Origin of the sequence: Flavobacterium sp. UBA6135 (assembly GCF_002428305.1) — a bacterium.
Classification (GTDB): domain Bacteria; phylum Bacteroidota; class Bacteroidia; order Flavobacteriales; family Flavobacteriaceae; genus Flavobacterium.
The window spans coordinates 18726-44557 of sequence record NZ_DIVJ01000011.1; the positions used below are offsets into that span (position 1 = coordinate 18726).

A 25832-nucleotide genomic window follows, 5' to 3' on the forward strand; every position below is an offset into this window, starting at 1 on the left:
TTGATTAACTATGAAATTCAACCCAATCTACCGGTTCTTTCAATATTTTTAATAATTTTTCTTCTTCACTTCCTTTTTCAGGATGATGGTCATACACCCATTGCACATGCGGTGGCAAACTCATCAAAATACTTTCGATTCTGCCGTTGGTTTTTAATCCGAAGAGCGTTCCTTTATCGTGAACCAAATTAAATTCAACATAACGACCACGGCGAATTTCCTGCCAAGTTCTTTGTGCTTCTGTAAAAGGTAACTCTTTTCTTTTTTCAACAATTGGAACGTAAGCCTCAAGAAAACTATTGCCCACTTCAGTTACAAAGTTGAACCAATTTTCCATTGTCATCATATCGGATGCTTTACAATAATCAAAAAATAAGCCGCCAATACCACGTGCTTCAAAACGATGAGCATTCCAAAAATAATCATCACATTGCTTTTTAAATTTTGGATAGAACTCCGGATTGTGTTTGTCGCAAGCGGTTTTACAAGTTTGGTGAAAATGAGTGGCATCTTCTTCAAATAAATAATACGGTGTCAAATCTTGTCCGCCACCAAACCATTGATTAATAATAGCTCCGTTTTCATCATACATTTCAAAATAACGCCAGTTGGCATGAACCGTTGGCACCATCGGATTTTTTGGATGAAGAACCAAGCTCAATCCGCACGCAAAAAAATCGGCTTCGCCTACATTAAATAATTTTTGCATCGAATCTGGCAACTTCCCGTGAACAGCTGAAATGTTGACACCACCTTTTTCAAAAACGTTTCCATTTTCTATAACGCGGGTTCGTCCTCCACCACCTTCCGGTCGCTCCCAAATATCTTCTCGGAATTTGGCAACACCATCAACTTCTTCTAGTTTTGAAGTAATTTGATTTTGGAGGTTTTGGATGTATTGGTAGAATTTATTTTTCATTTAATTTCAGTTTTCATCCCGAAGGTTCGGGAGCGGTTTTCAGTCGCAGTTCAGCTGTAAACTGTGACTGAGACTGTTTACTTGTTATACTCCTTCACCGCTTCCACAAACGCCTTGGCATGATCTACGGGAATATTAGGTAAAATGCCATGTCCAAGGTTAACGATATAACTGTCTTTTCCAAATTCATCAATCATTTGATGCACCATTTTCTTGATGGTTGGAATAGGCGATAACAATCGTGACGGATCAAAATTTCCTTGTAAGGTGATTTTCCCACCGGATAAATATCTCGCATTTCTTGCTGAACACGTCCAATCTACTCCTAAAGCCGAAGCTTTTGATTTAGCCATATCATTCAAAGCAAACCAGCATCCTTTTCCAAAAACAATTACTTTGGTATGAGGAGCCAATGCTTCCACAATTTGATTAATGTATTGCCATGAAAATTCTTGATAATCAACGGGAGAAAGCATTCCTCCCCAAGAATCAAAAATCTGGATAGCGTTACAGCCCGCTTTTACTTTCTCTTTTAAATACAAGATAGTTGTATCTGTAATTTTTTGCAATAACGTATGAGCCGCTACCGGATTTGAAAAACAAAATCCTTTGGCAGTATCAAAACTTTTTGAACCTTTTCCTTCCACGGCATAGCAAAAAATTGTCCATGGCGAACCGGCAAAACCAATCAATGGCACCTCATCATTCAACATTTCTTTAGTTAACTTGATGGCGTCAAAAACATAGCCTAACGTTTCATGAACATCGGGAACAAATGTTTTATTCACATCATCCATCGAGCGAATTGGGTTGGGAATAATGGGCCCTAAATTGTCTTTTAATTCCACATGAATTCCCATTGCTCTTGGAACAACCAAAATGTCTGAAAACAGAATAGCAGCGTCAGGTTTTACGATTCTAATAGGTTGCACTGTAATTTCGGCAGCTAATTCCGGTGTTTCACAACGAGTAAAAAAATCATATTTGTCGCGTAAGGCTCTGAACTCCGGCAAATACCTTCCGGCTTGACGCATCATCCAAACGGGTGGACGTTCAACAGTTTCATTATTTAAAGCTCTTAAGAAAAGATCGTTTTTAAGCATAATTTTTATAATTATTGTCCTGATTATTCTTTTTCAGGATTTGATTTATTAAAATAGTTTATAGTTTGTATGATTACGTTTTCAACCGTTGGTTGGTTGGCAATCACAATTTTATTCGTTGTTTTTTCAACTTCATTTGCTGTTGTTGTTCCAATGCAGAAACAAACTTCGTTTGAAATGGAATTTTCTTTTAAATAACTTTGAACAGCTGACGGACTAAAAAATAAAATCCCATCAACAGGACTATTTATTTTGTGTGGCGTTAAAATAGTTTTATAGACTTCAATTTCTTCAAAAATAATCTCCTTTTTTTGAAAAGCTATTGGAATTGTATCTCTTCTCAAATTTCCGGAGAAAAAAGTGAACTTTTTATCAGTATGATTTTCTAATAAATAAGCAACCAACTCATCTGCATAATGGAATGAATTTTCAACTTTAAATCCGTTTTGCTCTAAAAGTTGTTTTGTTTTTATTCCCACACAAAAACAAATTTTATCTTTTAAAATTAAATGATTTTCATTTTTTAAAACACTTAAAACAGCATTTTGACTGGTAAAAATCAAAAAATCAAATGTGGAATTCAATTCAAAATTGGTAAGCTCAATTTCAATAAAATCAGCTTCAACCAATCGAAAATCAGCATTAAGTAAAAACTGTTTTTGGTTGGATTGAAGTTTTTTTGTTGATACTATCCTGATTGTTTTATTCGTCACAATAAATTGAAATGTTTTTATTTTCGCCAAAAACAACTAAAATATCATCTTCAAGAATCACGGTCTCTGAATTTGGCATCCCGATAGTCTCTTTAATAATTGATTTTTTTCCTATCAAATTTGTTTTTTCTTTTTTTCTGATAATAGTTACCACATTTAAATGATATTTATCAATGGCGTTTAATTCACCTATCGTTTTCCCGTAAAATTCAGGTTTCGCTCTTACCTCAGATATCGTATAATTATTATCTAATTGATAATTTTCTAAAGTTGTTTTAAAGTTGATTTGCTTTGTTAGCCGATCCGCACTTTCTTGTTCCGGATGAATAATGCTGTAAATTCCCATCGCTTCTAAAACTGTGTCGTGAATTGGCGACAAAGCCCTACTGATGATTTTTGCTTCTGATAATTTTTTTACAATAGCGGTTGTAATTATAGCCGCCCCTTCATTTTCGCCAATTGCCACAACCACTTTATCTGCGTCTTTTAAAGGTAATGATTCATAAGCCAATTCATTGGTAGAATCCATACAAATGGCATGCGAAATCTTATCTTTAATAAGGTTTACTTTGTCCATTTGCTTGTCAACACCAATCACTTCATTCCCGGTTTCAGTTAGGCTTAAAGCCAATGACATTCCGAAGTTTCCTAAACCAAATATGATAACTTTCATTCGTATCGATTTTAATTAATCAAAATATTTTCTTTTGGATATTCATAAAATTGATGATTGATTTGACGAAGCATTCCAATCATCAAGTTGAGCATTCCTATTCTTCCAATAAACATGGTTCCTATGATAATATATTTGCTTGGTTCTGTAAGGTTAGGTGTTAATCCTAGACTTAATCCGACAGTACTATAAGCTGAAAAACACTCAAAAACCACTGTCAATAAATCAGTTCCTTTGGGCTCAAAAATAAGCAAACCAATTATGGCAAAACCAATCACAATCAATGAAATACACAAAATGGCAAACGCTCGTGAGGTTGATTCACTAGAAATCCGTCTTCCAAAAAGTTGAATTCTACTTTTGCCTCTTGCTATTGAAAAAATATTTAACGTTGCTAATGCAAAAGTGCTCGTTTTTATTCCACCTCCTGTTGAGGCCGGTGAAGCTCCAATCCACATCAAGAATATAATGAACAATAAGGTTGGAACCGTGAAGGTTGAAAAATCCATTGTATTAAATCCGGCAGTTCTGGGTGTCACGGTATTAAAAGCTGTAGTGGTTATTTTGCCAAAAACCGTATCGTGTAAAAGCAAGGAATTATTCATTTCTGAAAATGATAAAAAACAAAAACCACCAACCAAAAGCAATCCTGTGGTATAAATAACAATTTTTGAATTTAATGTCATAATACTCACTTGTTTGTGAATTCTTGATCGATCAAAAAACTCCAATACATTAGTTTTAATTAATTGATAAAAATTAAAGACAATGTTATATCCCAATCCTCCAAAAACAATCATAATTATTAAAACCCACTGCATGTAATAATTAAATTGAAGATGAAATTCACTCAAACCATTTGACATTGTTGAAAAACCGGCATTACAAAAGGCAGAAATGGAATGAAAAACGGAAAAGAACAATTTATCTTCAATTTCAGGATTTTCATAAATAGATGTATAAATAAATATAGCTCCGATTATTTCTACGCTTAGAGTAAATACAACCACGTTCAAGGCGGTTTTTAAAACGTCTTTCAATGTGTCTTGTGCAATAAAATCTCTAACATTTAATCCTTCTTTAAACGATGAACTCCCTCTAAAGAAAAAAGCAAAAAAGGAAGTAAACGTCAAAATTCCCAATCCGCCAATTTGAATCAAACTAATAATAATTGTTTGTCCAACAGTTGTAAAATCAACAGCAGTATCCAACACAATTAGTCCTGTAACACAAACCGCACTTGTTGAGGTAAATAGAGCATCAGTAAATGAAATCCCATTTGTTGTTGCATTGGGAAGCATCAATAAAAACGACCCCAATATGATGATGGCAAAAAAACTTCCAACAAATACAATGGCAGGATTATAATACACTTCATAAACATAACGAACCAAAATCATTAACCGAATGATGAAATAAAATATCAAACCGGCTTCTAGAATGGGCCTTATTTTTCGCAAAACATCCAGATAATGCGAATCAATATTGATAATTGAAATCACTAATGAAATTAAAAGCAAAGCCCCAATTATAATTGAATTGACAAAGGCAACCTTTTTTCTTCCTTTAGATTTATAATAAAAGTATTTAAAAATATTGAAGGCAAATAATGCAATGGTAATTAGCACTAAGCCTATGAATTTTGGGGTGTGGTATTCTTCATGTATGCTATATCCAAAATCGAAAACGATGTATGTCAATACAATGAGGTCAAAAAAGCGATAGATTATCTTGAATATAGAATCTTTTTCCATAAAGCAATAGTTAGTGCTTTTGGTTTAATGTTGTTTTTATACTTAGCATTAATTCAGAACCACCGTTTTGTAAAATGTCAGTAGCACAAAGTTCGCCAAAATTTTGATATAAAGTTGTATTTATTGTTTTTTCTATTTCTAATTTCACTTTTCCGTCTAATGAAAAAAGAACCCCTTTTAGTGTAATTACATCTTCATTTATTTCTGCTAATGCTCCGATTGGTGCTGTGCAACCGCCTTCAAGCGTTTTGAGAAATTGTCGCTCAACATACGTGCAAATTTCTGTTTCTTTATGGTTTAAATGAGCCAAAGCTTCCTGAGAAAAAGCATCATTTTCCATCGCAACCACCACCATTGCACCTTGTGCAGGAGCAGGAATCATCCAATCTAAATTAATAAATGTTTCAGGTTTTAAATTGATTCGTTCTAAACCGGCAGCAGCAAAAACAGCTCCGTTCCAGTTATTATCTTTCAATTTTTGCATTCTGGTGTTTACGTTTCCGCGTAAATCTTCTACTTGGTGAGATGGATATTTATTTAACCACTGGGCTTTTCGTCGCAAACTTCCGGAAGCAATTGTACCCGAATTTTCTAAAAAAGTTAAATCGCCTTTGTGAACTAAAATATCTAACGTTGAAGCTCTTTCTAAAACCGCAGCTTGCACAATTCCTTTTGGCAAAGCCGTTGGCACATCTTTCATCGAATGAACGGCAATATCAACTTCGCCTTTCAGCATAGCAATATCAAGAGTTTTCGTAAAAATTCCGGTAATTCCGAGTTCATAAAGTGGTTTGTCAAGAATAATGTCGCCTGTCGATTTTACAGAAACAATTTCGGTTTGATAACCCAAATCATTTAATTTTCTTTCTACGGTATGAGCTTGCCAAAGTGCGAGTTCGCTGTCACGAGTTCCAATTTTGATGGTTTTACTCATTTTACAGCCGTTTCAATTTGAAAAATTTTCTCAATCCATTCAATGCTTTCATCCACCATCGTGTTGTCATCTTTTAAATGATTGGCAAAATGGGTTGTGATTTTTTGAATGATTCGGTTACTGATAATCTCAGCTTGTTCCTGATCAAAATTGGTTATTTTTTTTCGTTGAAAATCCAATTCGCCATCTTTGATTGAATTCAATTTTTCTTTTAAAGCATGAATCGTTGGAGCAAATTTTCTGGCTTTCATCCACGAAATAAATTCCGATTTCACCTCATCTATAATCGTTTCAGCAGCCGGAATATGTAGTTTTCTTTTTTCTAAGGTATCATCTGTCAATTGCGATAAATAATCCATATGAACTAATGAAACATTTTCGAGTGATTTCACATTTTCGTCAACATTTTTAGGAATAGATAAATCTAAAATCAAAAGTGGTTTTTTTAGATTTAAAATGTCTTTGTCAATGGTAGGATTTTGAGCTCCGGTGGCAACAATTAACACATCGGCTTTCTGAATTTCTAGTTGTAATTCGGTGTAATCTTTTACAATTAAATTGAATTTTCCGGCAATTTTTTCGGCTTTATCTTTGGTTCGGTTGATGAGAACGATATGGTCATTTTTAGTGTGTTTTACGAGATTTTCACACGTATTTCTACCTATTTTTCCAGTCCCGAAGAGGAGAATGTTTTTTTGAGAAATTCCTTCTACATTATTGATAATATATTGAACCGAAGCAAAAGCAACCGAAGTCGCTCCTGAACTAATTTCTGTCTCGTTTTTGATGCGTTTGCTCGCTTGAATCACAGCATTAACCAAACGCTCCATAAAGGAATTGGTCAATCCTAATGATTTGCTTTCTACAAAACTATTTTTTATTTGAGAAATGATTTCAAAATCACCTAAAATCTGACTGTCTAAACCGGTTCCCACACGAAACATGTGCGAAATAGCTTCCTGATTTTTATAGACATAAGCCACACGTTGAAACTCTTCAACAGTGCCAATACTGTTTTCACACATCAATTTAATCAATTGAAACGGATGTTGTGCAAAACCATATATTTCTGTTCTGTTACAGGTAGATGTAACAATCAAACTGTCAATTCCTTCTAGTTTCGCTTGAAGCAAAATATTCGTTTTTGCTTTCGCATCTAAACTGAACTTTCCTCGTGTCTCCGCATCTGCTTTTTTGTAACTCAATCCAACCGCATAAAAGGTTTGATGTTTCGACAAGTTTAAATTTTCCATATATACACTTTTCCTAAAAAGTTGAACAAAATTATCATTATCTATTTTATAAAAGTATCGCTCAAAGTACTTTTTGTATCGCTTGAAGATATCCGAATCCAAATTATGCTTTTCATCGTAATTTCTTTTATATTTGTAGTGTTCTCAACGCTTTTGAATGTATTTGTTTAGAATAATTCTAAATAAACAAAATTCAAGCCTTCCGAGATATATACGAAAAAATGTCGCTATGGGTTCTCAAGAAGAAATAAAAATTGAAGATGACTTTATTTTAATCCGTTTTCAAAACGACTCCGATGAGGTGGTTCGCTTTGAAAGACAAGTGTCTACGGGTTTAATTCAGTTTCATTTTGGATTAAAAGGAAAGGCAAAATTTATCTTCAATCAAGGTAATTATGCTTTAGAAATGAAAGAAGAAAAATCACTTTTGCTTTATAATCCACAAAAAGAATTGCCGGTTCATTTAGAAATTGCACCACAATCTTGGATAATTTCTGTATTAGTTTCGATTAAGAAATTTCACACTTTGTTTTCAAACGAAGCAGAATATATTCCCTTTTTGAGTGATGATAATCGGGAGAAAAAATATTATGCTGAGGAAAACATTAGTCCGTCAATGGCCATTGTGCTCAATCAGATTTTCCATTATAACCTCAATGCTTCTATAAAAAATCTCTATTACAAAGGTAAAGGCTATGAGCTGCTAAGTTTGTACTTTAACCGCAACGAAGATCCGAATGCAGACCATTGTCCTTTTTTGATTGACGAAGAAAATGTCTTGAAAATTAAAAAAGCCAAAGAAATTGTCATTGCCAATATGGCTGAACCACCGGGTTTACAAGAATTAGCCGATCAAGTAGGTTTGAATTTGAAGAAACTAAAAATGGGTTTCAAACAAATCTACGGCGATAGCGTGTATAGCTTTTTGTTTGATTACAAGATGGAATACGCCCGAAAATTGCTAGACAGCGGAACATACAATGTAAATGAAGTGGGTGTACAAATTGGTTACAGCACGGCATCGCATTTTATTGCTGCGTTCAAAAAGAAATTCGGAACAACTCCGAAGAAATATTTAATGTCATTGTCAAATTAGAAAAAATAAATTGCTACATAAAAAATGAAAAAAGGAGTATTATTAGTCAACTTAGGTTCGCCCGAAAGTCCAACCCCAAAAGATGTTAAGCCGTATTTAGACGAATTTTTAATGGATAAATATGTGATTGACGTTCCGTTTTTATTACGAGCTTTGATAGTTCGCGGAATCATTTTACAAACCCGACCAAAAAAATCAGCCGAAGCTTATGCCAAAATTTGGTGGGATGAAGGTTCGCCATTGATTGTCCTTTCCAAAAGAATGCACAAAAAAGTGCAAGCCAACACAAGCATTCCTGTGAGTTTAGCCATGCGTTACGGAAAACCAAGCATTGAATCCGGCTTACAAGAATTACACGATCAAGGTGTGACGGAAGTGATGCTTTTTCCTTTATATCCGCAACACGCGATGGCTTCAACGGTAACCATTTTAGTTTTGGCAGAAGAAATTCGTAAAAAGAAATTCCCAAATATGAATTTCACGATTCTACCTGCTTTTTACAACCAAAAAGATTACATCCGAGATTTATCAAATTCCATCAAAAAACATTTGGAAGGTTTTGAATACGATCACTTATTGTTTTCGTATCACGGCATTCCGGAACGTCATATTCGCAAAACCGATGTCACCAAAAGTCACTGCAAGATTGATGGTTCGTGTTGCAATACACCATCACCGGCACACGAATTTTGCTACCGTCATCAATGTTATGAAACCACCAAACAAGTGGTTGAATTTTTAGGAATTCCCGAAGGAAAATACAGTCAAACGTTTCAATCACGTTTGGCCGGAGATAAGTGGCTCACACCATATACCGATACAGAAATCAACAAAATGCCTGAAAAAGGAATAAAAAAATTAGCGGTTGTAACCCCTGCATTTGTGTCTGATTGTTTGGAAACGTTGGAAGAAATTGCGATGGAAGCCAATCATGAATTCAAAGAAAATGGCGGCGAAGAATTTTTAGCAATCCCTTGTTTAAACGACGATGATGATTGGTGCAAAACTTTAAGCCGATGGATTGACCAATGGGCTTTTGCTGAAACAGAAACTGCAAAATAATGGCTAAATCATCCGGAGCTTTAGGCACAGATGATATCAAACAATTGTTGATTAAGCAAGCTGTTCCGGCCTCTATTGGAATTCTATTTATGTCGATTAATATTTTAGTTGACACCATTTTTGTGGGACAATGGATTGGATCCTTGGCCATAGCTGCTGTTACTGTAGTTTTACCTATTACCTTTTTAATTTCTTCGTTGGGAATGGCCATTGGAATTGGCGGAAGCTCCATTATTTCAAGAGCTTTAGGAGCAAGAGACAAAGAAAAAGCCTATAGAACTTTTGGAAATCAAATTATGATGACCTTAGTTTTAGCCTTCTTTTTTGTAATCATTGGTTTTTTATTTTCCGATGAAATTTTACTGCTTTTTGGAGCGAATGGCGAAATCATGAAACCGGCCAAAGAATTTTTTATACCCGTTTTAATGGGAGTTCCCTTTTTGGCTCTTTGTATGATGGGAAATAATGTGATTCGTGCTGAAGGGAAGGCCAAATTTGCAATGATGGCAATGATAATTCCTGCATTTGGAAACATTTTTCTCGACATTGTTTTTATCAAATTTCTTGATATGGGAATGTTCGGAGCGGCTTTAGCCACAACGATTTCCTATTTTATGTGTTTTGTTTTTATTCTTTGGTTTTTCATCAAAAAAAGTGAACTAAAACCATCGCTTCATCATTATAAATTTAATTTATCGCTTGTAAAAGAAATTTCTTCGCTAGGATTAGTAACGTTTTCCCGTCAAGGAGTTGTGAGTATTCTAGCCATCATCATCAATCATACTTTGTTTACGTATGGGGGCGAACATTCTGTCGTGGTTTACGGAATCATTAGTCGAATGTTGATGTTTGCGTTGTTTCCCATTTTGGGAATTACGCACGGCTTTTTACCGATTGCCGGATATAATTATGGTGCCGAAAATTACAATCGAGTAAAGGAAACTATTTCTATTTCGATAAAATATGCGGCTGTTTTGGCTACGTTTATTTTTATTTTAATATTAGTCTTCGCTCGGCCAATTGTTTCAGTTTTCACTAACGATGCCGATGTAATTGCCGAAACACCACAAGCAATGCGTTGGGTTTTTGCTGCTACTCCAATTATTGCATTGCAACTCATTGGGGCGGCTTATTTTCAAGCAGCGGGAAAAGCGATTCCTGCATTATTATTAACTTTATCAAAACAAGGATTTTTTCTGATTCCGCTTGTGCTGATTTTGCCAAATTATTTTGGTATTTTTGGAGTATGGGTTGCTTTTCCGATTGCAGATGTTTTATCAACTATAATCACGGCCTACTTTTTGAGAAGAGAAATGACTACTAAACTGATTGAAAAACCGGATGGAATTTTATAACTACATCAAAGCCTTACACCTCATCTTTGTGATCACTTGGTTTGCCGGGCTGTTTTACATTGTGCGTTTATTTGTTTATCATGCTGAAGCGAAAGAAAAACCGGAACCGGAACAAAGTATTTTAATCAAACAATACCAGTTAATGCAATATAGGTTATGGTATATCATCACTTGGCCAAGTGCGATTTTAGCCAGCATTTTTGCTTTTTGGTTATTACATTTAATTCCTGCTTGGTTAGAACAAGATTGGATGATAGTCAAACTAGGATTTGTAGTTCTTTTGTATGCATATCATATCAAATGTCATCTCATTTTTAAAGAATTACAACAAAATAAAGTCAAAAATAGTTCGAATTTTTTTAGAATTTGGAACGAAGGAGCAACACTAATTTTATTTGCAGTAGTTTTTTTGGTAATACTAAGAAATGCCTTAAATTGGATTTATGGCGTGGTTGGCATCTTTTTATTTTCAATTATAATCATGCTTGGCTTTCAATTTTACAAAAAAATAAGAACAAAAAACAAGTGATTTCATTCATCAAAATAAAAAAGCTTTCGTTACGAATTCGCATATTTATTGCTATGATTTCGTTGACGCTTTTAGCTTCAATATTGATGGCTTCCATTTCTATTTATCAATTCAAACAAGAAGCAAAAGAATACCACAAACAACGTTTAGAACGAAAAGAAAGTGCTATTAGAGATCATATTTATTATGTAATTGAAAACACAACCTATCCGGTAAATACAGAAAATATTCCGTTGATTTTTAAAGATCGAATATATGAACTTGCGGATATTCATACTCTAGAAATCAATTTATACGATTTAAAAGGCAACTTATTAAAATCTTCTCGTTCCTCATTTGCTACTGATAGTGTCTCACAACCTATTTCTAATACTGTTTTAAAACTGGTTGAATCTAGCATTGACAAGCGATATGTTGAAATGAAGAATTTACAAAATGTAAAATATAGAGCTTCCTATAGTCAAATCAACGATGAGCGTTTCAAACCAATTGCAATTTTAAATTTGCCCTATATTGAAGATGATGAATATTATGAACGAGAAGCCGAACGCTTTTTAGTCAATTTGGCTCAAGTTTACTCTCTAATGTTTTTAATTGCCTTTGTTTTGGCCTATTTTATTTCAAGTTATATCACAAAATCAATCAAAAATATTTCTGATAAAATTACTATCACCAGATTAAACCGAAAAAACGAAAAAATAGATCAATTGGCTTCTAGTTCTGAAATTCAATTGTTGGTAGATGCTTATAACAGCATGATTGATGAATTAGAAGAAAGTGCTGTGAAATTAGCACAAAGCGAACGCGAAGAAGCCTGGAGAGAAATGGCCAAACAAGTGGCTCATGAGATAAAGAATCCGCTGACACCTATGCGTTTGACCGTTCAAAGTTTTCAGCGAAAATTTGACCCAAACGATCCTGAAATTACCAAAAAACTTGACGATTACACCAAAACACTTTTACAGCAAATTGACACTATGAGTTCTGTAGCAAATGCTTTTTCTAATTTTGCCTCAATGCCGGCTCAACAAAACGAAACCATAAACGTGGTAAAAAGTGTTCAATTGGCACTTGAAATATTTAATGAACCTTACATCCATTTTAAGAGTAATGAAGAAAAAATTATTACCAATATGGACAGAACCCAACTCATTAGAGTGATAACCAATTTGGTGAAAAATGCCATTCAAGCCATTCCTGAATCTAGAGAAAATCCAGCAATTAATGTTTCCGTTTTTCAAATAGATACTACAATTAAGATATCAGTTCAAGATAATGGTATTGGTATTTCCAATGATTTAAAAAATCAAATATTTGAACCTAAATTTACTACAAAATCAAGCGGAATGGGACTTGGATTAGGAATCATAAAAAAAATAATTGAAAATTATAACGGAACAATTACTTTTGAATCACAACCCAATGTTGGAACAACTTTTACAGTTTCACTTCCGGTTAAAACAATTGAATAAAAATTTAAAGCTCATGAATTACGAAAACATTTTAATAGAAAAAGATAACGGAATTTCGATTATCACAATCAACCGACCAACCAAATTAAATGCTTTAAACAAAGCTACAATTGAAGAACTTCATCATGCTTTTGATGCCGAAGATAAAGACAAATCAACCCGAGTAATCATCATCACAGGAAGCGGTGAAAAAGCTTTTGTTGCCGGAGCTGATATTTCAGAATTTGCCCATTTTTCTGTGGAAGAAGGAGGAAAATTAGCCGCACAAGGACAAAAATTATTATTTGATTTTGTGGAAAATTTATCCACACCAGTCATTGCAGCTGTTAACGGATTTGCTCTTGGTGGCGGTTTGGAATTAGCTATGTCTGCACATTTCAGAATTGCTTCAGACAATGCCAAAATGGGTTTGCCGGAAGTAACTTTGGGCGTAATTCCCGGTTATGGCGGAACGCAACGTTTACCACAATTAGTTGGGAAAGGACGAGCCATGGAAATGATTATGTCTGCTTCGATGATTGATTCCGAAACTGCAAAAAATTATGGTTTGGTTAATCATGTCGTTCCACAAGTAGAATTGTTGGAATTTACCAAAGGGATTGCTTCAAAAATTGCTAAAAATTCTCCTGTTGCCATTTCAAATGCAATTCAGGCCGTTAATGCCAATTTTAAAGACGGTGTAAATGGTTATGAAATAGAAATCAAAAACTTCGGAAAATCATTTGGAACCGCAGATTTCAAAGAAGGAACAACGGCTTTTTTAGAGAAAAGAAAAGCGGATTTTAAAGGAGAATAATTACTTCTCCCCTTCCCATTCCGCATAAAATTGGCTCAAAAATGTTTCCATAAAACGGTGACGTTCTTGAGCTAATTTTTTTCCGGTTTCGGTATTCATTTTGTCTTTCAAAAGAAGTAATTTTTCATAAAAATGATTCAAAGTAGGCGAATCACTTTTTTTATATTCTTCTTTAGTCATATTCAATTTTGGAGCACTATTCGGATTGTATAATGCTCTGTTTTTAAATCCACCATAATTAAAAGCTCTCGCAATTCCGATGGCTCCCAACGCATCCAGTCGATCGGCATCTTGCACAACTTCTAATTCTTTGGATGAAAAGGTTTTTTCAAAATTTCCGCCTTTGAACGAAATATTTTTGATGATTTGAATGACGTGCTCAATTATTTCTTCGGAAACATTTTCGCTTTTTAAAAATTCACTTGCTGTTTTTGGGCCAATTTCTTCGTCGCCATCATGAAATTTGGAATCGGCTATGTCGTGCAATAATGCCCCTAGTTTTACAACAGTTACGTCACAATCTTCTTCTTGAGCAATCAAAACCGCATTTTTAAATACGCGTTCGATATGAAACCAATCATGACCACCTTCGGCATCCTGAAGTTGTTGTTTTACAAAAAGAATGGTTTTGTCTATGATTGTCATTAATTATTTCACCAAAGCAGGTTGCACCCATTTAAACACATGTCCGGTTTCCGGAATAACTAATCGATCTGAAATTCTTGCCATTCTCGCAGGAAGTTTCATCAAATAATCACGAGCTTTTTCGGCTTCATCGGTCAAACCGTTGATTTGATCAATTTTCCATTTATCAATAAGCTTTTGCATAATGTCAACATAATCAGCGGCAGTATAAACCCCAATTCGTTGAGCAGAATCAGAAAATTGTTCAAAAGCAGAACTAATTTTTTGTCCTGATTCACGCAAAAAGTGAGCAGGCATCACAATTTTTTGTTTCATCATATATTGAAAAGCCAACATCATTTCGCTAGGATCTACTTTAAATATTTGATTGACAAATTCACTGTATGCGTGATGATGACGCATTTCGTCTCCGGCAATCAATTTGCACATTTTAGACAATTTGTTGTCGCCATATTTCTTTGCTATTTGAGCCACACGGTTGTGTGAAACATACGTCGCTAATTCCTGAAAACTGGTATAAACAAAGTTTTTATAGGGATCTTTTCCGGTTCCAATATCAAAACCATCATTAATAAGATGTTGTGTCGTCATTTCAATTTCACGCATGTTTACTCTACCTGATAAATACAAGTATTTGTTCAACACATCACCATGACGATTCTCTTCTCCGGTCCAACTTCTAATCCATCTTGACCAGCCATTTCTTTCTTCATTATCAACCCCTTCCACTTCCATCAACCAAGATTCATAGGTTGGCAAAGCTTCTTCGGTGATGGTATCACCTACCAAAACTACCCAAAAATCATAGGGTAAATCTTTGGCAATTTCTCGTAATTCTTTTACTTCTTCAAAAAAAGTTTCTTTTTCTGAATCGGGCAACAAATCGGTGGGTTGCCAAATTTTTTCAACAGGAATCAAGTAATCGTTCATGAAAGTATCCACCTTTTTTTCCAACAACTGCATTACTTCTAAACGAATGTTTTTTATAGACATAATTTTAATTTTTTATTCCGCTAATCACGGCATTTTCTGTTCTTTGCATTACTTCTTCAAAAGGAACTCCTTTGATTGGAAAAGGTTCTTGAATTGTAAATGTAATTCGGTTTCCCAATCCCATTGGAAATTGTCCAAAGCGACTCATTTTCCAAGAATTATTTATGGATATCGGCACGATATATGCCGAAGGTGCATATTTGTGTAAAATTTTTAATCCGTTTTCAGAGAATTTTTTCGGAATACCGGTTTTGCTTCGTGTTCCTTCCGGAAAGATTACAGTAGACCTTTTGTGTTCTTCAATATATTCTGCCATCACTTTAATGGCTGCCAAAGCTTGTTTTGGGTCTTTTCTATCAATTAAAACGGATCCACCGTGTCTTAAATTGTATGATACACTTGGAATTCCCTTTCCTAATTCTTTTTTACTTATAAATTTCGGATGCCATTTACGCATGAACCAAATGATTGCCGGAATATCATACAAACTTTGATGATTTGCAACAATAATCAAAGGTACGTCTTTTGGAACAAATTCCCTATTTTGAAAATCATACGTTGTACCCAAAATGTGTGTATTGCGAACCAAAAAGAAATTTAACAGCCCTACACTTTTTTTGTGTGCTTCATATCCAAACACGTTCAAACATATCCATTGAATGGGATGGAAAATACATAAAAGTATTCCAAACAATAAATAATACAGTATTGAAATTGGATAGGAAATTAGTTTTTGCATGCTTTTTAAAATGAATACAAAAATAAGAAATCGATTTTAGTAAAACATTCTCTTTTTGTGATAAATATTTTATTTCTACATTAAAAAAAAAAGTATTTTTACAGTTGTAAAAAATTTAAAATTTAAAGCCACTATATTATGAGTTCAGAGAAAGAAGCCAAATTAAAAGCCCTTCAGTTAACCTTAGACAAACTAGACAAAACCTATGGAAAAGGCACTGTGATGAAAATGGGAGACAAGGCCGTTGAAGAAGTTGAAGTAATTTCTTCGGGTTCGTTAGGTCTTGATATTGCTTTAGGAGTTAATGGATATCCTAGAGGAAGAGTTATAGAAATTTATGGGCCGGAATCTTCAGGTAAAACCACCTTGACTTTGCATGCTATTGCAGAAGCTCAAAAAGCCGGTGGTATTGCTGCTTTTATTGATGCAGAACATGCTTTTGATCGTAATTATGCTGAAAAATTGGGTGTTGATATTGAAAACTTAATCATATCTCAACCTGATAATGGAGAGCAAGCTTTAGAGATTGCTGAAAATCTAATCCGTTCAGGAGCTATTGATATTGTTGTAATTGACTCTGTAGCTGCTTTAACACCAAAAAGTGAAATTGAAGGCGAAATGGGTGATTCGAAAATGGGATTACACGCTCGTTTAATGTCGCAAGCTTTGAGAAAACTTACAGCAACTATCAGCAAAACACATTGTACTGTATTTTTTATCAACCAATTGCGTGAGAAAATTGGCGTGATGTTTGGAAATCCGGAAACTACAACCGGTGGAAATGCGTTGAAATTTTATGCGTCCGTTCGTTTAGATATCAGAAGAGCCACTCAAATTAAAGATGGTGATAATGTGATTGGAAACAGAACAAAAGTGAAAGTGGTAAAAAACAAAGTAGCACCACCATTTAAAACTGCCGAATTTGACATTATGTATGGTGAAGGAGTTTCAAAAACAGGAGAAATACTAGATTTAGCTGTTGAATTTGAAGTGATAAAAAAATCAGGTTCCTGGTTTAGTTATGGCGAAACCAAATTGGGTCAAGGTCGAGATGCAGTAAAATCTTTAATCAAAGACAATCCTGAATTATCCGACGAATTGGAAGCTAAAATCAAGGAAATAATAAAAGAAAAAGCACTTTAAGAAAAAAACCACGTTAAGACGTGGTTTTTTTTATTTTGACGCAACCATTTGTCTTCAAATACATCTACTTGATAGAATTTAATAGCATTATGAAAAAAATACTTTTTACTTTAATCACATTATTGTTAATTTCATGTTCGGTTGACGACTATCCCAAATTCCATTATGTAATTTTACCTGTTGAAAGTTACAATGTTCCAGAAACTGTAGAGACCGGACTTGTTTACCCCATAACAGTCACTTATAAACTTCTTTCATCTTGCCACCTCTATGAAGGATTTTATTATGATATTCATGAAAACATTAGAACTATTGGAATTCAAAATTTAGTAGAAGAAAGAAATAATTGTAATGATCTAAGTTCTAATTCTCCTGAAATTGAAGTAAGTTTTAATTTTTCGCCCATGGAAATTGCACCTTACACTTATATTTTTAGATTTTATAAAGGAAAAGACGAAGAAGGAAATAATATTTTTGAAGAAGTTGAGATACCAGTTGAGTAATCTGTAAATGAACTTATCAATTTGTGGGATTAGATGAAATAATATGTAATTGTCAAAAAAATGATAGAAAAGCACAGGAACATTTGTATCGCTTATTTGTGAACAAGTTGTTTACTGTTTGCTTGAAATATTCTCGTAATTATGCTGAAGCACAAGATAATTTACAAGATGGTTTTATTATAATTTTTAATAAAATAAACCAATATAATTTTAAAGGTTCTTTTGAAGGTTGGACAAAACGAATTATGATAAACCACTGCCTTCAACAATATAGACAAATTAGTTTTTTAGATATTTTAAATGAAAATATTGCAGAAGATGTTGAAATTGAAATTGAAAACGAGTCTGTGTAAATGGATTTTTTAATGAAAATAATTCAAGAACTGCCTGACAGATATCGATTGGTTTTTAATTTATATGTATTGGATGGCTATACACACAAAGAAATTGCAACTATGCTGGATATTAATGAAGGTACATCGAAATCAAATTTGGCTAGAGCACGCATGATTTTAAAAGGGAAAATTGACGAATTTTCAGATTCGTTTGATAATAAAAAAAAATATAATTCCTAACCATGGAAAAAAAGAATATAGATCGTTTGTTTCAGGAAAAGCTCAAAGACTTTGAGGCTGCTCCAAGTAACGATGTCTGGAACAACATAGCTTCTAAATTAGATTCAACTCAAAAAAGAAAAGTATTTCCGCTTTGGTGGAAATTAGGTGGCGTTGCCGCGTTGTTATTGGGTGGATTGCTGTTGATTCCCTTTTCAACCGAAAAAGAGAAAACACCAATCGTTTTGGATACTCAAGATGTTTTAAAACATGATGAAAACTCAAAAAATACAGAAATCGTTTTGGGAACTTCATCTACCTCTGAACAAGATAAAATGGAAGTTGAAGCACAACAAAATAATAATATAAAGCAAAAAGACAATCAAGGTAACGCTGCCACCAATTCAAATTCCATTTCCACCTTGACAAAAGAACAAATTGAAGCACAACAAAAACAAAACACAGTTCAATACCGTGGCAATGGCACTATCAATAGCATTTTAAAAACAAAAACTGACAAAAACAAGATTGCTAAAACTGAAAAACATAGCGATGAAGAATTGTTACATAAAGGTTATGTTTCTGCCTCAGATTTAAAAGAAAAGAACGGCACTTTGGAAGATAAGTCTTTTATTGAACCCAACCTTAAGAAAAATGAAAATTCAACGCCTGATTTAGTTCATCAATCAGAGTTGGAAAATAAAATAAAAAAAACATCCTCACTCAAAGAGTTTGTTAAAGAAATAGATTCTGCTCTTGTTTTGCAAGAAACAGAACCTAATACGTTGGAAGAATTGCTAAAAGAAAAAGAAAAGAATTTCTCTAAAGAACCAAAAGTAAACAGGTGGCAAATAGGTCCGCTAGTTGCCCCTGTTTATTTTAATTCTGTCTCCAACGGCTCACCTATTGATGCTGAATTTGCTTCTAATGCTAAAGAGTATCAAAATGATATGGCTTTTGGAATTGGGTTGCAATATGCAGTTAACCCTAAAATATCTTTGAGAACTGGAATAAGTAAGGTAAATCTGGGCTATAACACTAATGATGTTGTGTTTTTTGCTGAATTAAATTCAAACATGCTTAGAACTATTAACTATTCTAATATAGGAAATCCCATTATGGTACATGCCAGCAACACCCCAACTTTTGTTGAAAATACCATTCAAGAAAAAAATCAAGGATATATGAATCAGCGAATGGGATTTATAGAAATGCCACTAGAACTATCCTATAAAATAATTGATAGAAAATTTGGAATCAATTTTATAGGCGGTGCAAGTAGCTTGTTTCTTATAGAAAATGAAGTTTCGGTTTTTAGCAACGACGGTTTTTCTGGAAATTTAGGCGAAGCAAATAATATCAACACTATACACTTTAGTGCCAATTTTGGTGTTGGTTTAGAATACAAATTTTTGAAAAATTTTCAAGCCAACTTTGAACCAATGTTTAAATACCAACTAAATACCTTTAACAATAACCCTGGTAATTTCAAACCTTACTTTATAGGTTTATATACAGGAATAAATTATAGATTTTAAATTTTACAATTTAGCTTAATAGTTTAAAATATGTTTTTAGTTAAGTTCGTTATTGCTTTTTCTCCCAAAATCAGTAATAACCTTAGAAAAGAGCACGCTGCTACAGTGCTCTTTTCTTATTTTATATACGCTATTAACTGATTTAAAATCACGTTTCTTGCTTTTTCATTAAGTTGTTTTTTATCATCGTTCGTACACCCCTTTGTATCAATAAACGAATGAATCTTTGCTCTCATAAGACCAGGGCTTCCACTAAAAAAAGTATATGAGAATCGTTTTTTATTGTCTGCAAAAGTTATTGGAATAATTGGAATTTGATGATCAATTGCCAGTCTGAAAGCACCGTCTTTAAACTCTTCCAATAAGATACTTTCATCATCGGGCACCATACCTTCAGGAAAGATGCAAATACTCAATCCTTGGTTTAATCTTTTTTGAGCTCTTTCAAAAACAGCAGATCGGCTTTTTGAATTATTTCTGTCCACTAAAATGCAGGTTCTTTTGTAAAAAAAACCAAACAAAGGAATTTTTACCAACTCCTTTTTTCCCACAAAAACAAACGGATTTTTAATCACACTAAGCATCAACATAATGTCTGTCATTGAAGTATGATTGGCCACTAACATATAACTTTTTCCTGGTTCTAAAGCTTGTTCTTGTTCGAGTTTTACATAAAAACCCATTCCAAATAAAATGCTTCTGGCCCAAAAACGAGCTAATTTAAAGAAAAAAGGATACCATTCTTCTTTAAGAATTGAAATCACTAATAGCGGGAATAGAATTAGAATTATTCCTGTTACAAGGATATAAAACCAAATTCTCCACAGCACCCAAAAAATAATTTTAAATAACTTCATGAAGTCAAATGTAAGCATAAGCTGGTAAATTTTGATAAAAGATTTACCTTTGCTAAAAAAGGAACCATCTATATTTAGAAAAAACAACTATGGCAAAAATTTTAACCGGAATTCAAGCGACAGGAACACCACACTTAGGAAACTTATTGGGAGCCATTTTACCTGCCATTGAAATGGCAAACAAACCAGAAAACACCTCCTTTTTATTTATAGCAGATTTACATTCCATTACTCAAATAAAAGAAGGTGCCACTTTAAGAGAAAACACCTATAGTGTTGCTGCCACTTGGTTGGCCTGTGGATTAGACATCAACAAAGTGATTTTTTATCGTCAAAGCGATGTACCACAAACCACGGAATTGTCATGGTATTTGAGTTGTTTTTTCCCATTTCAACGTTTGACTTTGGCTCATTCATTTAAAGACAAAGCGGATAGATTAGATGACGTAAACGCCGGATTATTTTCTTATCCTATGCTTATGGCTGCTGATATTTTATTATATGACGCCGAAGTGGTTCCCGTTGGAAAAGATCAGTTACAACATCTTGAAATAACCCGAGATGTTGCCTCCAGATTCAATCACCAAATGGGTGAAACCTTTGTGTTGCCGGATGCAAAAATTCAAGAAGAAACCATGTATATTCCCGGAACAGATGGTCATAAAATGAGTAAATCCAGAGGAAATATTATCAATATATTTTTGGATGATAAAGCGTTACGAAAACAAATTATGTCTATTGAAACAGACAGTAAACCTTTAGAAGAACCAAAAGATCCTGAAACTTGCAAGGTTTTTGCTATCTATAAATTATTGGCAACTCCCGAACAAATACAAATGATGACTTCCAATTATCTTGGTGGTAATTATGGTTACGGACATGCCAAACAAGCCTTGTTTGAACTTTTGTTGGAACGTTTTAAAACAGAAAGAGAAAAATATACTTATTATATGAACAACCTTACTGAGGTTGACAAAGCTTTGGCTGAAGGAGCTGCAAAAGCAAGTGAAGTTGCCAATGGTGTTTTGCAACGTGTTCGAAATAAATTAGGTTTTTTATAAAATGAAAAAAAATTACACACTGATAATTTTATTGTTTTCACTTTTCGGATTTAGTCAGGAGAGCGAACCTGTGTATATCCTATTCAATCAAAATGCTACCGCTACATGTCACTATCCGGTTAGTAAAGAACCTCTAAAAAAAATAAAATTCAGTTATACTCAAAAAAGACATAGAAAAGTAAATGTGACCCGTTTCATCTTATGTAGAAATATCTTTGTGTTTGAATTTCAAAATAACAAATTTGAAACGGTTGATGCTTCTCTACTCTCAAGTTATAAAATGATTACGTTAGATGAGTTGCTCTCTCGCGAAGAAGAAGCAGAATTCAAAAAAAACATCAACCAATTGTTTCCTAAAATATATATTATTGAGCCTTATGAAAATGGCCAATATGCCAAATATGAAGTGGTTTGGGAAAAAACACTATAGTTAAATCGCTTCAAACAGTTTTCCGGGTAAAGGTCTCACAACTCCTTTTAGTTCTAAGTTTAAAAGAATTGATGAAATTCTGAAAACCGGAAAATCACATTCCAACGCAATGTCATCCATTTGTTGTTTGCCGCTTTTTTGAAGAAAATTAAATACTTTTTGTTCATCATTATCCAAGTCAACAAACAATTGCTTCTGAATGGGTTTTGCGGTTGCCTCGTCAGTCTTCCAATTTAAAATATAGAGAATATCTGCCGCAGAAGTTAACAAATGTGCCCGTTGCGTTTTAATAAGATTATTGCATCCAACACTATACTTATCTGTATTTCTTCCAGGAAGAGCAAACACATCCCGATTGTAATCTGAGGCCAAAGTAGCCGTAATTAAAGACCCGCCTCGGTTTGCACTTTCAATCACAATGGTGGCTTCAGACATTCCGGCAACAATTCTATTTCGTCTAACAAAATTTTCTTTATCGGGATTTGATGTACTCCAAAATTCGGTCAAAAAACCTCCGTTTTGCTCCATTTTTAAAACATACTTTTTATGCGATTGCGGATATATTTGATTCATTCCATGAGCCAAAACTCCTATAGTTTGCAAATTATTATCGATTGCAGCTTGATGAGCCACAATATCAACACCATATGCAAATCCGCTAACAATTATTGGATCCAAAGGGGCTAAATCTTCAATCAATTGTTTGCAGAAATCAGTTCCATAACTTGTAATTTGACGTGTTCCTACAACGCTGAGAATTTTTTTATTTTCATAATTAATTGTTCCTGTTGAAAACAACAAAACAGGGCCGTCAATGCAATGTTTCAATCGATTTGGATAGGTGTCTTCCTGGTAAAAACAAGTCGAAATTTGTTCCTGCTCGATAAATTGAAGTTCTTTTTCTGCAAGTTCAAAAACAGTTTTGTTTTTTAGATTTTTAATTAAAATCTGCCCTATTCCTTCAATTGTCTCAAGTTTTGATTTTTTTTCTAGGAATACATTTTCTGCAGATCCGCAGTGGTTAATGAGTTTTTTGGCAACAATGTCGCCAACGCCTTCAACTCGCAATAATGCTAAGGTATAAAATAAATCTGTGGTGTTCATGGCTTATAAATAGATAGTCAAAGGAACTAAATTTTTTTGAAATTGTAAAATTTATTGTCTTTTTTGTAATCCTAATAATATTAATTTTCTTGAAATGAGCTGTTTGTCGGAAAAGTGCTTGTTGTTGATAAAATTTGTTGATAAAATTTTGTTTGATACCCTATTTCTATTTTCTTTGTTACTATGAGAATCGACAATTATTTATCGCAATTACTTTACCGATATCAGTGTGTAACTGTTCCCGGATTTGGTGCCTTTTTAACCGAAATCCGGTCTGCACATTTGGATGAATCGTCGAATACTTTTTATCCGCCAAAAAAGGTAATTGCTTTTAATTCCAATATAAAAAATAACGACGGTTTATTAACACAGCATATTGCCTTGTCTGAAAAAATATCTTATAATCAAGCATTAGAATTGATTGAAGATTTTGTGACTTTATGGAAAAGCTTACTTCAAAACAATAGTACAGTTGTGATTAAAAACGTTGGTAAAATAGCCTTAAATTCTGAAGGGAACATGGTTTTTGAACCTTATGAAGCGTTAAATTATTTAACCGATGCCTTTGGGTTGGCTTCTTTTGTTTCGCCCCCTGTTAAACGTGAAGTTTATAAAGAACAAGTTGTTGCTTTGGAAACTAAAGCTCCAATTAGTATCACACCAGAAACACGAGATAAGAATAATTGGTTAAAATATGCCGCTGTTTTTGCTTTAGGAATTTCGTTTGCGGCTTATTTTGGAAACCAATGGTACGAATCAAAAATTGAAGAAGACCGATTGGCTGTTGAAAAATCGGTTCAACAAAAAGTGGAACAAAAAATTCAAGAAGCTACTTTTTTTATTCAAAATCCGTTACCATCTGTAACAATGACTTATGCTGATAAAAAACAAAATTATCATATCGTTGCCGGAGCTTTCAGAGAAGAACGAAATGCAGAAAAATTGCTAAAACAATTAGTTGAGCAAGGTTTTCAAGCCAGAAAAATTGCTCCAAATAAATTCGGATTACATCAAGTTTTATATGGCAGTTATGCCACGCCTGATGAAGCTCAAAAAGCTCGTGAAGCCATCACTCAAAATCATTCCAAAGATGCTTGGATATTAGTGCAAGAATTACAATAAAGACCCGATTGGGTCTTTTTTTTGGCACATGTGATGTAACTCTATGGGTTGTTTTTTACCTTTGCAAAAAAAACTATGCAGCCTAAATATCCTTCAGACTCTTTAACAACATTAACAGACATTGTTTTACCGGGTGAGACCAATCCTTTGAATAATTTATTTGGTGGCGAATTGTTAGCCAGAATGGATCGAGCGGGAAGTATCACCGCGAGAAGACACTCCAGAAGAATTTGTGTAACCGCTTCTGTAAATCATGTTGCTTTCAACAGAGCAATTCCCTTGGGAAGTGTGGTTACCGTTGAAGCAAAAGTATCGCGAACCTTTAAAACATCTATGGAAATTTTTATTGATGTTTGGATTGAAGATCGTGAAACCGGCATTAAAAGCAAAGCAAATGAAGCTATCTATACTTTTGTTGCTGTTGATGAAACCGGAACGCCCGTTGCTGTTCCACCGGTTGAACCACAAACAGAATTAGAAAAACAACGATTTGAAGCCGCTTTGAGAAGAAAACAACTGAGTTTAGTATTAGCAGGTAAAATGAAACCTCATGAAGCTACGGAGTTAAAAGCTTTGTTTGTAGAATAAGCTTGTTATCTTTTAGACATTATAAAAAATGCGAATTAAAAGTTGTAAGAAACTTTAATTCGCATTTTTATTTTTTACATATTAGAAAGCCACAATTGCGGATTCAAAAAAGTATCGTTCTGAAGTACTGAAAACCTTATTGTGGTTCTTCCTGAAGCATCCGTGTGGATTTTACCGATAGATTGTTTCACTTTTACTTTATCACCTTTATTTACAGAAACAGAACTTAAATTATGATAAACTGTTATGAAATCTCCATGTTGGATGTAAACTGCTTTTTTTATTGGTGTTATTATTTGAATTGAAACTACTTCGCCTTCAAAAACAGCCATTGCGTCAGAACCCTCTTCTGTGGTGATTTCAACACCGCTACTTTGAATTAATGTTGATTTTACAACCGGATGTGGCTGCGACCCAAATTTAACCGAAACAAAACCTTTGCTAACCGGCCAAGGTAAGTTTCCTTTATTGGCTTTAAAATTGTTGGATATGATTTTACCTTCCGGTGTTAATACAAATTTAGTGCTCGACGTTCCGGTAGAAACTGTTTTTTCTCCGGTTAATTTTGCCGTTTTCTTATTTGCTTCAGCAATTGCTGCACGAATAATTTGTTGAATTTTTTTGTCAATTTCAGCAGTTTCCTGTTGCTTTTTCTTTATCTCTGCTGCAATTTTCTTCTGGTCCTTTTTTATAGAATTAACCAACTTTTCTTGTTCCTTTTTCTCTTGTTGTAAAGCAATTTTTTCTTTTTCTTGTTCTTTTATTAAAATTTCTTTTTCAGTTTTTTGAGTAGAAAGTTTTTCATTTTGAATGGCTAATTCATCTGATTTTATTTTTATTTCATCGCCTTGCGATTTTCTGTAGCCCGCATATTGCTTCATATATTGAGCTCTTTT

General features: G+C 33.8%; 26 protein-coding genes and 1 pseudogene. 14 read left to right on the plus strand and 13 right to left on the minus strand.

What is annotated here, in order from left to right:
- Nucleotides 1–4: 4 nt before the first annotated feature.
- The 7 genes from hemF to hemA form a co-directional block, all read right to left on the minus strand.
- Entirely contained in the window at nt 5–919 is a 915-nt protein-coding gene (hemF, locus tag B3L86_RS03605) for an oxygen-dependent coproporphyrinogen oxidase (RefSeq protein ID WP_291115119.1), read from the minus strand.
- A gap of 77 nt (nt 920–996) precedes the next feature.
- Entirely contained in the window at nt 997–2022 is a 1026-nt protein-coding gene (gene hemE / locus B3L86_RS03610) for a uroporphyrinogen decarboxylase (protein WP_291115121.1), read from the minus strand.
- Between the two features lie 23 nt (nt 2023–2045).
- A complete protein-coding gene (locus B3L86_RS03615) occupies nt 2046–2735 on the minus strand; it encodes a uroporphyrinogen-III synthase (RefSeq protein WP_291115123.1) in 690 nt (229 codons plus the stop codon).
- Nucleotides 2725–3408: a potassium channel family protein gene (locus B3L86_RS03620; protein ID WP_291115125.1), complete on the minus strand. Its 684-nt coding sequence runs from the start codon at nt 3406–3408 to the stop codon at nt 2725–2727. Before B3L86_RS03620 ends, B3L86_RS03615 begins: the two co-directional genes overlap by 11 nt.
- Before the next feature lie 11 nt (nt 3409–3419).
- Nucleotides 3420–5162 (minus strand): TrkH family potassium uptake protein, encoded by a 1743-nt coding sequence (locus tag B3L86_RS03625; RefSeq protein WP_291115127.1) that lies wholly within the window; start codon nt 5160–5162, stop codon nt 3420–3422.
- 10 nt (nt 5163–5172) lie between these two features.
- Entirely contained in the window at nt 5173–6096 is a 924-nt protein-coding gene (gene hemC, locus B3L86_RS03630) for a hydroxymethylbilane synthase (protein WP_291115129.1), read from the minus strand.
- On the minus strand, nt 6093–7349 hold the full coding sequence (gene hemA, locus B3L86_RS03635; protein WP_291115132.1) for a glutamyl-tRNA reductase: 1257 nt from the start codon (nt 7347–7349) through the stop codon (nt 6093–6095). The genes hemC and hemA overlap by 4 nt, the downstream gene beginning before the upstream one ends.
- Nucleotides 7350–7578: 229 nt before the next feature.
- Between hemA and B3L86_RS03640 the strand changes: the two genes are divergently transcribed.
- From B3L86_RS03640 to B3L86_RS03665, 6 genes are read left to right on the plus strand one after another with little or no spacing between them, the layout of a single operon-like run.
- Entirely contained in the window at nt 7579–8445 is an 867-nt protein-coding gene (locus B3L86_RS03640; RefSeq protein ID WP_291115134.1) for an AraC family transcriptional regulator, read from the plus strand.
- 24 nt (nt 8446–8469) lie between these two features.
- Nucleotides 8470–9507 carry a ferrochelatase gene (gene hemH / locus B3L86_RS03645; RefSeq protein WP_291115136.1) on the plus strand — a complete coding sequence of 346 codons (1038 nt, stop codon included), beginning with the start codon at nt 8470–8472 and terminating at the stop codon, nt 9505–9507.
- The gene (locus B3L86_RS03650; protein WP_291115138.1) at nt 9507–10862 is read left to right on the plus strand and encodes an MATE family efflux transporter; all 1356 of its coding nucleotides are present in this window, start codon (nt 9507–9509) and stop codon (nt 10860–10862) included. The genes hemH and B3L86_RS03650 overlap by 1 nt, the downstream gene beginning before the upstream one ends.
- A complete protein-coding gene (locus B3L86_RS03655) occupies nt 10849–11391 on the plus strand; it encodes a CopD family protein (RefSeq protein ID WP_291115140.1) in 543 nt (180 codons plus the stop codon). The genes B3L86_RS03650 and B3L86_RS03655 overlap by 14 nt, the downstream gene beginning before the upstream one ends.
- A gap of 53 nt (nt 11392–11444) precedes the next feature.
- Nucleotides 11445–12863 carry a sensor histidine kinase gene (locus tag B3L86_RS03660; protein ID WP_291115169.1) on the plus strand — a complete coding sequence of 473 codons (1419 nt, stop codon included), beginning with the start codon at nt 11445–11447 and terminating at the stop codon, nt 12861–12863.
- A gap of 13 nt (nt 12864–12876) precedes the next feature.
- Nucleotides 12877–13659, plus strand: a complete 783-nt coding sequence (locus B3L86_RS03665; protein ID WP_291115142.1) for an enoyl-CoA hydratase/isomerase family protein — start codon at nt 12877–12879, stop codon at nt 13657–13659.
- Here B3L86_RS03665 and B3L86_RS03670 read toward each other — a convergent pair whose 3' ends face one another.
- From B3L86_RS03670 to B3L86_RS03680, 3 genes are read right to left on the minus strand one after another with little or no spacing between them, the layout of a single operon-like run.
- The gene (locus tag B3L86_RS03670; RefSeq protein ID WP_291115144.1) at nt 13660–14304 is read right to left on the minus strand and encodes an HD domain-containing protein; all 645 of its coding nucleotides are present in this window, start codon (nt 14302–14304) and stop codon (nt 13660–13662) included.
- A 3-nt stretch (nt 14305–14307) separates the two neighbouring features.
- Entirely contained in the window at nt 14308–15297 is a 990-nt protein-coding gene (locus B3L86_RS03675) for an acyl-ACP desaturase (RefSeq protein ID WP_291115146.1), read from the minus strand.
- A gap of 4 nt (nt 15298–15301) precedes the next feature.
- Nucleotides 15302–16036, minus strand: a complete 735-nt coding sequence (locus B3L86_RS03680; protein WP_291115148.1) for a lysophospholipid acyltransferase family protein — start codon at nt 16034–16036, stop codon at nt 15302–15304.
- A gap of 138 nt (nt 16037–16174) precedes the next feature.
- Between B3L86_RS03680 and recA the strand changes: the two genes are divergently transcribed.
- The 4 genes and pseudogenes from recA (at nt 16175) to B3L86_RS03700 (ending at nt 19774) form a co-directional block, all read left to right on the plus strand.
- Nucleotides 16175–17179, plus strand: coding sequence for a recombinase RecA (gene recA, locus B3L86_RS03685; protein ID WP_291115150.1), 1005 nt, complete (start codon nt 16175–16177; stop codon nt 17177–17179).
- A gap of 89 nt (nt 17180–17268) precedes the next feature.
- Nucleotides 17269–17682 (plus strand): hypothetical protein, encoded by a 414-nt coding sequence (locus B3L86_RS03690; RefSeq protein ID WP_291115152.1) that lies wholly within the window; start codon nt 17269–17271, stop codon nt 17680–17682.
- Between the two features lie 23 nt (nt 17683–17705).
- A pseudogene (locus tag B3L86_RS03695) lies at nt 17706–18257 on the plus strand (RNA polymerase sigma factor).
- Between the two features lie 2 nt (nt 18258–18259).
- Nucleotides 18260–19774 carry an outer membrane beta-barrel protein gene (locus B3L86_RS03700; RefSeq protein WP_291115154.1) on the plus strand — a complete coding sequence of 505 codons (1515 nt, stop codon included), beginning with the start codon at nt 18260–18262 and terminating at the stop codon, nt 19772–19774.
- A 116-nt stretch (nt 19775–19890) separates the two neighbouring features.
- Here the strand turns inward: B3L86_RS03700 and B3L86_RS03705 are convergent, their stop codons facing one another.
- Entirely contained in the window at nt 19891–20631 is a 741-nt protein-coding gene (locus B3L86_RS03705; protein WP_291115156.1) for a lysophospholipid acyltransferase family protein, read from the minus strand.
- 89 nt (nt 20632–20720) lie between these two features.
- On the opposite strand from B3L86_RS03705, the gene trpS reads away from it, so the two are divergent.
- Nucleotides 20721–21692, plus strand: a complete 972-nt coding sequence (gene trpS / locus B3L86_RS03710) for a tryptophan--tRNA ligase (protein WP_291115158.1) — start codon at nt 20721–20723, stop codon at nt 21690–21692.
- 1 nt (nt 21693) lies between these two features.
- Nucleotides 21694–22122, plus strand: coding sequence for a hypothetical protein (locus tag B3L86_RS03715; RefSeq protein WP_291115160.1), 429 nt, complete (start codon nt 21694–21696; stop codon nt 22120–22122).
- On the opposite strand, the gene dprA is transcribed toward B3L86_RS03715, so the two are convergent.
- A complete protein-coding gene (gene dprA, locus B3L86_RS03720; RefSeq protein ID WP_291115162.1) occupies nt 22123–23226 on the minus strand; it encodes a DNA-processing protein DprA in 1104 nt (367 codons plus the stop codon).
- A gap of 183 nt (nt 23227–23409) precedes the next feature.
- Between dprA and B3L86_RS03725 the strand changes: the two genes are divergently transcribed.
- Nucleotides 23410–24348 (plus strand): SPOR domain-containing protein, encoded by a 939-nt coding sequence (locus tag B3L86_RS03725; protein ID WP_291115164.1) that lies wholly within the window; start codon nt 23410–23412, stop codon nt 24346–24348.
- Nucleotides 24349–24423: 75 nt separating this feature from the next.
- Nucleotides 24424–24936 (plus strand): acyl-CoA thioesterase, encoded by a 513-nt coding sequence (locus B3L86_RS03730; RefSeq protein WP_291115165.1) that lies wholly within the window; start codon nt 24424–24426, stop codon nt 24934–24936.
- Between the two features lie 74 nt (nt 24937–25010).
- On the opposite strand, the gene B3L86_RS03735 is transcribed toward B3L86_RS03730, so the two are convergent.
- Nucleotides 25011–25832 (minus strand): murein hydrolase activator EnvC family protein (locus tag B3L86_RS03735; protein ID WP_291115167.1); only part of this gene is annotated, 822 nt, incomplete at its 5' end.